Source organism: Microcystis sp. LE19-41.2A, from assembly GCF_027530405.1.
Classification (GTDB): Bacteria; Cyanobacteriota; Cyanobacteriia; order Cyanobacteriales; family Microcystaceae; genus Microcystis; species Microcystis aeruginosa.
On the sequence record NZ_JAPZQJ010000456.1, the window covers coordinates 1 to 9,262 of the forward strand.

The window sequence follows — 9,262 nt, forward strand, 5'->3', positions numbered from 1 at the left end:
CTAAAAAATCAACGAAACCCTTACTGCATGGGGCTTCTCAGAAAAAATTGAAAAGACGCTACTGGGTACATTTTCCCCTTGAAAATGGCTGTACCGTTGACTGTATCTGGAGTAGAGCGATTCCGTAGAGTTGGCTGTATAGTGATCGCTAACCTGATTGTAACAGATTGTGTCATTAATCTCTAGAGTCAGCGATTCCCTCTGTAGCCATGTTTTTGATGGTTTTCTGCCCCGAAACAAGCTATAATAGTCGAAAGGTCAAATTTGAAAATTTTTGCCTCAAACCCTATCAGCGTAAGGACTTCAGGATTTTGTGTCCAGTAGTCTATTAGTATTATATTGCTTTAACTCAGGCTCTGTAAGACTTTTAGCCATAGCTAGTATGTTTATACGGGGGAAGTCCAGAAATATAAGCTACAGGTGCAGGCTATCGGTGCAAACAATTTCCCGATCAGTCGGGGGAAGTGGTACAATGCAGACTGGCTAATGGCATCAAAGGTCGAGTTTCCTCAAGGTAGCCGATTTACAATGAAAGACTTCTTCGGTGAAGAAGGCACATTGCACATGGTGCCGGTATCAGTATTTGTGATTTACAAGCCAAAGGTGACACTTACTATCAGCACAGAGACATACACTGAAACGGTGAAGAGTTACTACGATGCCTCGGCAAGCGTCTCGATTTTTGGACTAAATTTCTCGCTGGCGGGTGGTGAAGAGAAGTTTGTCCAAGACGGACCAAATGACACCAAGATCATTACATTTGACTCCTTCAGCGACCCGACCGCAACCCCGTTAGTCTTTGGAATGTCTTCCCAAGCTTTCTATCCGCCACCAGCGCCAGCAAGCTAGTGTGATCGCCGATCTTGTAGTGCGATCGCATCGCCTGTAGGTTGGGTTGACGCAAGGAAACCCAACTTCCATATTCATATTAAAATAAGAGATAAGTTTTCAAAAATTCTGAACCTGATGAAAATCAAAGCTATTATTCATCCAGCCGAAGAAGGCGGTTACTGGGCTGAAGTTCCCGCTCTGCCCGGTTGTATAACAGAAGGAGATAGTATGGACGAAGTTGTCGATAACCTCCAAGATGCCATACAAGGCTGGTTAGAAGTTGCCAATGAAAGCAAACAACCTGAATCTAGGTCAGAAGTGATTGAAATTGCTGTATGAAATCAATATCAGGGAAAAAACTCTGTAAAATTGTCGAAAAAAAAGGTTGGATACTCAAAAAAATTACCAGTAGTCACCATATTTATGAAAAGGAGGATGAAGATAAAATTCTATCTATTCCTGTACACCGCAATCAGGACTTAAAAATTGGAACTTTAAAATCAATTATGAAAATAGCTCGATTATCGGAAGATGACTTATAAGCTTTCGTAGTTAATGTAACGCACCATCAATTTCCTAATATGCGGTGGGTTACGCTGTCACTAACCCACCCTACTGGTTTGTTTCAGCTAATTTGGTGTATTAGAAAAATGCTATAAATTCTATAATCTAAGACTTTAAGCCGAAATCTATTGCCCTATTTTAGTTGAAACAGTCCAGTAGGGTGCGTTAATGTTAATGTAACGCACCATCAATTTCCTAATATGCGGTGGGTTACGCTGTCACTAACCCACCCTACAGTGCTACTGTGAAGAGACAAGCTGATGTCCGAGGTTATAATGGTCAAAGAGTTAAAAAAGAAATTAATCTAATCAATAGCCACAATGAAGGTACAGCTAAATGAGTCAAGTCTTAACCCTAGAATTGAGCGATGAAGTCTATGCCGCCTTGCAACAGCAAGCTAAAATATTAGGTATCGACCTGTCAGAATTAGTAACAACTTCCCTTGAGCGACAGTATCGCTTAACAAAAGCTAAAGACCAACGCACGGAAGCCGAAAAAGAAGCAGCACGTCAACGCTTTCGAGCGCACGCTGGCTCAATTAGCGGCTATCCGACAGGAGCAGATAATGAAAGCATTGATGCTGACTTAGGGAGAGAGTATGGAGATACTCATGAGGAGACATCAAATCGGTGATACTCCTCGATACTTCTGGGTTACTTTGCTATGTCTATCGTGATCAACCAGGACATGAAGAAGCTGTCCAATTGTTAGATAGTGCAGGTAAAAGCAGCACCCACAGTTACGTTTTAGCAGAGTTAGTTGCTCTAGCTCAAGTTCGGCGTTACCCGCGTTTAGCTACCCTAGAATTTATCACCGATTTGCTAGAAAATCCAGATATCGAGACAGTTTGGATAGATGAGCCTTTACATCGTGCTGCGGTCAAACTATTGATGGCACGGCAAGATAAGACTTATTCCTTATGTGATGCAGTTAGCTTTTTATTGATGCGTCAGTTCAATATTAATGAAGCATTAACCACCGATCGCCATTTTGAGCAAGAAGGTTTTCACCGTTTACTTGTATTCTAAAAAGGGCAGAGCTGCGTCAGGGGTTGGTATTTCTCCAACTGGTACTCTTGCCATTTCCCCGACCCCCGTTCGGTGAGGGATTGGGCGTTTCCCAACTGCGCGGCAGCTTCCCGCCAGAATTGTTCAAAGTTCTGCCGCAGTTCTCCGGTGGCAATAACTGATTTTAACGCGATAATTTAGTCAACAATTCCAAGAGTTTTTTACTATTAGGAGTCAAGAGAGTTCGGCGATAGGCATCGGCGGCCTTTTTAATCGCTTCCGCTTGGGTGGGATAGGGATGAATAACAGTAGAGAGTTTACTCAGTCCGATTTTAGCAACCATAGCGGTGGTAATTTGAGAAATCATCTCACCGGCGTGAGCGGCGACGATAGTGGCTCCTAAAATTTGGTCGGAACCTTGTTTGTGAATAATTTTTAAAAAACCTGCTGTTTCCCCATCAGCGATAGCTCGATCGACTATACTCAAAGGAATTTTAATAGTATTAGTGGCCAATCCCCGGGCTTGTGCTTGGGTTTCATCCATGCCCACATGGGCGATTTCTGGGTCGGTATAAGTGACCCAAGGCATAACTAAATTACTGAGCTTATAGCGTCCGAAACCGAAGGGAGAAAAAAGAGTATTTTTAATCACAATACGGGCGGCTGCATCGGCAGCATGGGTAAATTTCCAATCCATACAGATATCACCGGCCGCATAAATTTTCGGGTTAGTAGTTTGCAGATAATCATTAACTTTGACTCCCCGACGAGTATCGTATTCCACGGCTACCGCTTCTAAATTTAATCCTGACACATTAGGCTCCCGGCCAGCACCGACTAAAATCTCGTCAACGGTGATAGTTGCTCCTTGACCGTTGCTAGTATATTCAATGGTTTTACCCCGCTCATTTTTTGTCACCCGTTCAATTTGGCAGGAGAGAATTAACTGCATTCCTTCCCGCAGGAAAGTATTCTCAATAATTTCGGCTGCTTCTTGGTCTTCTTTATTCAAAAGATGGGAATGATTATGAAATAAAATCACCTGCGCGCCTAACCGTTGAAAAGCTTGGGCTAATTCACAACCAATCGGCCCGCCACCGATAACAGCTAATCGGGGAAGTAATTCTGTTAGGGAAAAAATTGTTTCATTAGTATAAAATCCCGCTTCTTTTAGTCCGGGTATATCGGGATGAAAGGCCCCAGCACCAGTGGCAATGACGGCTTTTTTATAAGCTAGGGTTTTTCCCGCGACTTCCACGGCATTTTGTCCTAAAAAACGAGCGCTACCGAAGAAGACATCGATACCTAGTTTTTGGAAACGTTGCACCGAATCATGATGACTAATATCGGCGCGAATTTGCCGCATTCTGGTCATGACTCTGGCAAAATCTACCCTAGTATCTCCAATATCAATTCCTAATTTTTTGGCTTTCTCAATTTCCCCGATAATTCTAGAGGAACGAATCAGACATTTAGAAGGAACACAACCGAAATTGAGGCAATCTCCCCCCATGAGATGTTTTTCCACTAAAGCCACTTTTAAACCTATATCTAAACCCGCCGCCCCCGCCGCTACGACTAAACCCGCAGTACCCGCACCGATGACGACTAAATCATAACAATCTTGGGGTTGTGGATTGACCCAATCGGCAGGATGAACATAATTAACTAATTTTTGATTATGTTCGTCCACTGGGAGAACATTAACTTCCCTAGAGCTATTTTCAAACATATTAGACCTCTTGTAAAAATCAAAAATTGTTGTTAGGGTTAGGAATCAGTAGCCAGTAGTCAGTAGTCAGGAGAATTAAGAATGAATAATAATCAGTTAAATGGTCTATTTACAGATTTTATGCAATTTAATTCTTATTTTTGCCGTTTTTGAACCCTGAAAAATTAATTATGCAAGAGGTTTACTAAAGCAGTTAAGTAGGTAGGCACAATTATTTGTAGGATGGGTTAGCGGTAGCGTAACCCATGCGGGCGTTGGGTTTCATGCTTCAACCCAACCTACGTTTATTTTATATTTAATTCCACCCACCTACTTATAGCAATTCCCATAGTTGTGAGGTGCAGAGTCTTAGGTTTTGAGGAGTCAGTTATCAGTTATCAGTTATCAGTTATCAGTTATCAGTTATCAGTTATCAGTTATCAGTTATCAGTTATCAGTTATCAGTTATCAGTTAACTGAGAAAACTCCCCACACCCCACTTCCCCATTCCCCCACTTCCCCATTCCCCCACACCCCTGACTGATAAATGATTACTATTCATTGATAACTGATGCCAGGGCCTGACGGGCAATTTTTGTGACGTAGAGGGTGACGGCAACGGTGGCGATAAAACCGCTCAGGCGAATAGTCCATGGTAAAACTGGGTTAGTGGCTGGTGCCGAGGTCCCGATAGTGGCAAGACTGCCCGCTAAAGAGCCAATATAAACATACATTATCGTCCCCGGAATCATGCCTGCGGAACCTAGTAGATAATCTTTCAGGGAAACCCCGGTGACACCATAGGCATAATTGAGCAGATTAAAAGGAAATATGGGAGATAACCGGGTTAAAAGCACTATTTTTAAACCTTCTCTCCCTACAGCTTCATCGATAGCTTGAAATTTACTATTACCTTGAATTTTTTCCGCCACCCAACCCCTAGCCAGATAACGTCCCACCAGAAAAGCGACAGTAGCGCCGATAGTTGCCCCGATAAAGACGTAAAAAGAGCCTAAAACCAGGCCAAAAACCACACCAGCCCCTAAAGTCAGGATTGAACCTGGAAAAAAGGCCACAGTAGCTAGAATATAGATAATTATAAACGCGATCGCTCCCACGGCTCCCAAACTATCCACCCAAGTTAAGGCATGGAAAAGAATAGTTTGAGGATTAAAACCTGTGGAGGCACTGGATTGGAGGGCAAAAGCGGGGGGAGTAGTCAGGAAAAAAACAAGGCTAAATGTAGTTAATAACAGTAAATGCCTGATAGTCACAGTTTTTCCCGAAGGTAAAAACTTGGAAATAATCATAAAAAGTCCCTATAAGGAATGAAAAAAGAGAGATTGAACTATAAAAGCGAATTAAATAGAACTGGGGGCTATTCTACCGCGATTATCATTGTTTAGACCAGAAAGCCAATCCTGAAAATTCCCAGAAAATCCTCCTCTCTCCGAAAAGACAAGACAAGCAACAGCCCAGGGATTTTTGCTGTTTACGTGATATTACACCTTGCCGTCTCTGGAGAAAAAATGTCACAATTAGAAATAATTAGCATTAGATATAGCAATTAATCTATGAAAATCATGCCCAAGGTCAAAGCCCCTACCTTCCTGCAAATGGCACAATGGATCATTAATCCCATAGCTTTTATGGAAAATGCCGCCCGCAAGCATGGCGATATTTTTAGCGCAAAAGTGGGTTTAACTGTAGATAATTTTATCTTTGTCAGTAGTCCTTCAGCCCTACAACAAATTTTAACTAATGACCGTAAACAATTCTCGGCACCGGGGGAAGCCAATCGGATTATTGCCCCGATTATTGGTGATTATTCCGTCGTCATGTTAGACGGAGACATCCACAAAAAACGCCGTCAGCTTTTATTGCCACCTTTTCACGGGGAAAGAATGCGTTTCTACGGCGATTTAATCCGCGATATTACCCTGAGAGTAATGGCAGAATTGCCCCAAAATCAACCTTTTAAAGCCCGTTCAGCGACCACAGCGATTGCTTTACAAGTAATTATGGAGGCAGTTTTTGGAATTAGTCAAGGGGAACGTTATCAAACCCTGAAAAAAACTCTCGCTGAAATGCTCGATATTTTTAACTCTCCGGTGATGGCTTCTTTGTTATTTTTCCCAATTTTGCGGGCTGATTTTGGTGCTTGGAGTCCCTGGGGAAAATACCGGCGTTACCAAGAAAAAATTGATGATATTATCTATACAGAAATTGCCGAAAGAAAAGCTAATCCTAACCCCAATCGTACCGATATTTTATCACTACTGATGTCGGCCCGGGATGAAGAAGGCAACCCGATGAGCGATAAGGAATTGCGCGATGAATTAATGACCTTATTATTCGCCGGTCATGAAACCACAGCCACTGCTATGTCTTGGGCGCTCTACTGGACTCATCGCTATCCAGAAATTAAAGCAAAAATTCTCCAAGAAATAGCCACTTTAGGAGATAATCCTAACCCCATTGACATAACTCGATTACCCTATCTTTCGGCAGTTTGTTCGGAAACTTTACGCATTCATCCCGTGGGAATGTTAACTTTTCCGCGAGTAGTGGAAAAACCGGTAGAACTAGATGGTTATCCTTTAGAAAAAGGGACAATTCTTATGGGTTGTATTTATCTGGCCCACCACCGCGAGCAAACTTTCCCCGATTCCCATACTTTTAAACCGGAACGCTTTTTAGAAAAACAATTCACCCCCTACGAATATATGCCTTTTGGTGGTGGGGCGCGTCGTTGTATCGGGGAAGTTTTAGCTATCTACGAGATGAAAATCGCTATCGCCACAATTTTGGCTAATTATCAGTTAACTCTAGTTAATAATACCCCCGAAAAACCCAGTCGTCGCGGTGTCACCCTTGCTCCCTCGCGAGGAGTTCCCATGGTCTTAAAAGGACGACGGGAACCTCTGGTTACTGCCCCGATGCTCGCCGAAATTTCTTAAAAAAACTGACAAACTATTGTACAATCAGAGTTGTGGTATCCCATATCATAACTCTGCTTTTTTGTCAATAAAATTGGGGATAATTATGGTCTTAATTCGTTTAGCTAAATCCTGGCAAATTTCCGAAAATGAAGTTACTTCCGAAAGTGTTTATTTTAACCGTCGTCGCTTTTTACAGGGGTTAATCGGGGCAGGAATTGCGGGGAGTTCCCTATTATTAACTGCTTGTGGTAAATCCTCCTCCTCGGAAGCTTTAGAAAAAAGTTTACAATTACCTAAAATTGAAGGGTTCAGCAAGAATCCGCAGTTTTTAACGGTAAATCGCCCCATAGCTGCCGAAACTGTAGCGGGGAGATATAACAATTTTTATGAGTTCGGAGGGGGGAAAAATATCTGGTTAAAAGCGCAGAAATTACCGACGAATCCCTGGACGGTAGAAGTGGGAGGATTGGTAAAAAATCCCCAGACCTACGATATAGATACTATTAAAAAAACCTTTCCTCTCGAAGAAAGAATCTATCGTTTTCGTTGTGTGGAAGCTTGGTCAATGGTCTTACCTTGGCTGGGGTTTCCGATGAGTGCTTTAATCGCGGCAGTGGAACCAAAACCAGAAGCTAAATTCGTCCGTTTCACCTCCTTTTATAATCCCGAAATTACCCAGGGGCCAGGATTACATTTAGGAGCCTTACCCTGGCCCTATGCAGAAGGTTTAAGAATTGAAGAAATGGCCAACGAATTAGCTTTCTTTGCTGTGGGAATTTTCGGTCATGATTTACCGAAACAACAGGGCGCACCCTTGCGAATGGTTATTCCTTGGAAATACGGTTTTAAAGGAGCAAAATCGATAGTAAAAATTGAATTTACCGCCAAACAACCCGCCACCTACTGGAACACAATTGACGCTCACGAATACGATTTTGAGGCTAATGTCAACCCCAGTAAACCCCATCCCCGTTGGTCGCAAGCAACGGAGAAATTTATCGGCAGTAGAAGTGATTTATCTTGGGAAATTATCGAAACTCTGCCCTATAATGGCTACGGTGAATATGTGGCTAGTTTATATAGTTAAGTTTGATAATTATCCCCATTTATTCAGTTTAACTAAGTATCTATGGACAATAAAACTCTGTACGAAGAAGACTTTTATCTCTGGATTAGAACTACTATTAATCAACTGCAAGCCAGACAGTTTGAGCGGGTAGATTTAGATAATTTACTGGAGGAGTTAGCAAGTATGGGAAGGAGTGAAAAACGCAAAATCGAAAATCTTTTGATTCAATTGCTGGTACATTTGCTGAAACTAACCTACTGGACAGGAGAAAAAGCTAGAAATGAGGGTCACTGGAAAGGGGAAATTAGAAACTTTCGCCGACAAATAATCAAAGAAGTTAAAGATAGCCCTAGTCTCAAACCCTATCTTTTGGAAATCTTTGAGGAATGCTATCAATTTGCTAGAAAAGATGCTAGTGATCGCTCTCAATTACCCCTCGATACTTTCCCCGCTATTCCCCTTGGTTCCCTTGAACAAATTCTCGATGAAGATTGGTTTCCCAGTAATAACCATGAGTAATATCTAGAGGTCAATTATGGACAATAAAACCCTGTACGAACAAGACTTTTATCTCTGGATTAGAACTACTATTAATCAACTGCAAGCGAGACAGTTTGAGCGGGTAGATTTAGATAATTTACTGGAGGAATTAGCAAGTATGGGAAGGAGTGAAAAACGCAAAATCGAAAATCTTTTGATTCAATTGCTGGTACATTTGCTGAAACTAACTTACCGGACAGGAGAAAGAGCAAGAAATGAGGGTCACTGGAAAGGGGAAATTATCAACTTTCGCCGACAAATAATCGAAGAAATTAAAGATAGCCCTAGTTTAAAACCCTATATTCTCGAAATCTTTGAGGAATGCTATCAATTTGCTAGAAAAGAGGCTCAAGTTAGAACTCAATTACCTCTTGATACTTTCCCCGCTATTCCCATTGGTTCCCTTGAACAAATTCTCGATCAAGATTGGTTTCCCACTAATGACCACGAGTAATATATCTGACAGGGGGACAAGCCAGCTGAAAAGCTTATGTAGCATGGAATACAGACACAGACTCCAAAAAAAGATAAGTCATATTTACCATATATGACCTAAATAACGAAAATGATAAGTGAACTATACCAGAAAGTGTTAGAA

The 9,262-nt window shown here is 41.9% G+C and carries 12 protein-coding genes; 10 read left to right on the forward strand and 2 right to left on the reverse strand.

From position 1 onward, the window contains the following. Window positions 1-486 precede the first annotated feature (486 nt). From O9290_RS19375 to O9290_RS19395, 5 genes are all read left to right on the forward strand, one after another. Window positions 487-849, forward strand: a complete 363-nt coding sequence (locus tag O9290_RS19375) for a hypothetical protein (RefSeq protein ID WP_288087393.1) — start codon at window positions 487-489, stop codon at window positions 847-849. Between the two features lie 117 nt (window positions 850-966). Then, window positions 967-1,170 (forward strand): type II toxin-antitoxin system HicB family antitoxin, encoded by a 204-nt coding sequence (locus O9290_RS19380; protein WP_002734086.1) that lies wholly within the window; start codon window positions 967-969, stop codon window positions 1,168-1,170. After that, the gene (locus O9290_RS19385) at window positions 1,167-1,373 is read left to right on the forward strand and encodes a type II toxin-antitoxin system HicA family toxin (RefSeq protein ID WP_002741035.1); all 207 of its coding nucleotides are present in this window, start codon (window positions 1,167-1,169) and stop codon (window positions 1,371-1,373) included. Before O9290_RS19380 ends, O9290_RS19385 begins: the two co-directional genes overlap by 4 nt. Window positions 1,374-1,731: 358 nt before the next feature. After that, window positions 1,732-2,028, forward strand: coding sequence for a hypothetical protein (locus O9290_RS19390; protein ID WP_002753598.1), 297 nt, complete (start codon window positions 1,732-1,734; stop codon window positions 2,026-2,028). Next, window positions 2,025-2,423 (forward strand): type II toxin-antitoxin system VapC family toxin, encoded by a 399-nt coding sequence (locus tag O9290_RS19395; protein ID WP_149107215.1) that lies wholly within the window; start codon window positions 2,025-2,027, stop codon window positions 2,421-2,423. The genes O9290_RS19390 and O9290_RS19395 overlap by 4 nt, the downstream gene beginning before the upstream one ends. Before the next feature lie 163 nt (window positions 2,424-2,586). Here the strand turns inward: O9290_RS19395 and O9290_RS19400 are convergent, their stop codons facing one another. Beyond that, complete coding sequence (locus O9290_RS19400; RefSeq protein ID WP_288058761.1) at window positions 2,587-4,134, reverse strand: mercuric reductase; 1,548 nt, start codon at window positions 4,132-4,134, stop codon at window positions 2,587-2,589. Between the two features lie 355 nt (window positions 4,135-4,489). Between O9290_RS19400 and O9290_RS19405 the strand changes: the two genes are divergently transcribed. Next, window positions 4,490-4,657 (forward strand): hypothetical protein, encoded by a 168-nt coding sequence (locus O9290_RS19405; protein ID WP_288087396.1) that lies wholly within the window; start codon window positions 4,490-4,492, stop codon window positions 4,655-4,657. 10 nt (window positions 4,658-4,667) lie between these two features. Here O9290_RS19405 and O9290_RS19410 read toward each other — a convergent pair whose 3' ends face one another. Further along, a complete protein-coding gene (locus tag O9290_RS19410) occupies window positions 4,668-5,423 on the reverse strand; it encodes a TVP38/TMEM64 family protein (RefSeq protein ID WP_287731137.1) in 756 nt (251 codons plus the stop codon). A 264-nt stretch (window positions 5,424-5,687) separates the two neighbouring features. Here O9290_RS19410 and O9290_RS19415 point away from each other — a divergent pair, with 264 nt between their 5' ends. The 4 genes from O9290_RS19415 (at window position 5,688) to O9290_RS19430 (ending at window position 9,118) form a co-directional block, all read left to right on the forward strand. Then, window positions 5,688-7,073, forward strand: a complete 1,386-nt coding sequence (locus O9290_RS19415; RefSeq protein ID WP_288087398.1) for a cytochrome P450 — start codon at window positions 5,688-5,690, stop codon at window positions 7,071-7,073. 85 nt (window positions 7,074-7,158) lie between these two features. Further along, complete coding sequence (gene msrP / locus O9290_RS19420; protein ID WP_288057595.1) at window positions 7,159-8,142, forward strand: protein-methionine-sulfoxide reductase catalytic subunit MsrP; 984 nt, start codon at window positions 7,159-7,161, stop codon at window positions 8,140-8,142. Between the two features lie 42 nt (window positions 8,143-8,184). Then, complete coding sequence (locus O9290_RS19425; RefSeq protein WP_288057594.1) at window positions 8,185-8,643, forward strand: DUF29 domain-containing protein; 459 nt, start codon at window positions 8,185-8,187, stop codon at window positions 8,641-8,643. A 16-nt stretch (window positions 8,644-8,659) separates the two neighbouring features. Beyond that, window positions 8,660-9,118: a DUF29 domain-containing protein gene (locus O9290_RS19430; RefSeq protein ID WP_288057592.1), complete on the forward strand. Its 459-nt coding sequence runs from the start codon at window positions 8,660-8,662 to the stop codon at window positions 9,116-9,118. The last annotated feature ends 144 nt before the right edge of the window (window positions 9,119-9,262 follow it).

Bases quoted from the DNA above. Each gene is read 5' to 3' on its own strand.
- O9290_RS19380 (WP_002734086.1), top strand. From the start codon at position 967: ATGAAAATCAAAGCTATTATTCATCCAGCCGAAGAAGGCGGTTACTGG.
- O9290_RS19415 (WP_288087398.1), top strand. From the start codon at position 5,688: ATGAAAATCATGCCCAAGGTCAAAGCCCCTACCTTCCTGCAAATGGCA.
- O9290_RS19400 (WP_288058761.1), bottom strand. From the start codon at position 4,134: ATGTTTGAAAATAGCTCTAGGGAAGTTAATGTTCTCCCAGTGGACGAA.
- O9290_RS19410 (WP_287731137.1), bottom strand. From the start codon at position 5,423: ATGATTATTTCCAAGTTTTTACCTTCGGGAAAAACTGTGACTATCAGG.
- O9290_RS19375 (WP_288087393.1), top strand. From the start codon at position 487: ATGGCATCAAAGGTCGAGTTTCCTCAAGGTAGCCGATTTACAATGAAA.
- O9290_RS19430 (WP_288057592.1), top strand. From the start codon at position 8,660: ATGGACAATAAAACCCTGTACGAACAAGACTTTTATCTCTGGATTAGA.
- msrP (WP_288057595.1), top strand. From the start codon at position 7,159: ATGGTCTTAATTCGTTTAGCTAAATCCTGGCAAATTTCCGAAAATGAA.
- O9290_RS19385 (WP_002741035.1), top strand. From the start codon at position 1,167: ATGAAATCAATATCAGGGAAAAAACTCTGTAAAATTGTCGAAAAAAAA.
- O9290_RS19425 (WP_288057594.1), top strand. From the start codon at position 8,185: ATGGACAATAAAACTCTGTACGAAGAAGACTTTTATCTCTGGATTAGA.
- O9290_RS19390 (WP_002753598.1), top strand. From the start codon at position 1,732: ATGAGTCAAGTCTTAACCCTAGAATTGAGCGATGAAGTCTATGCCGCC.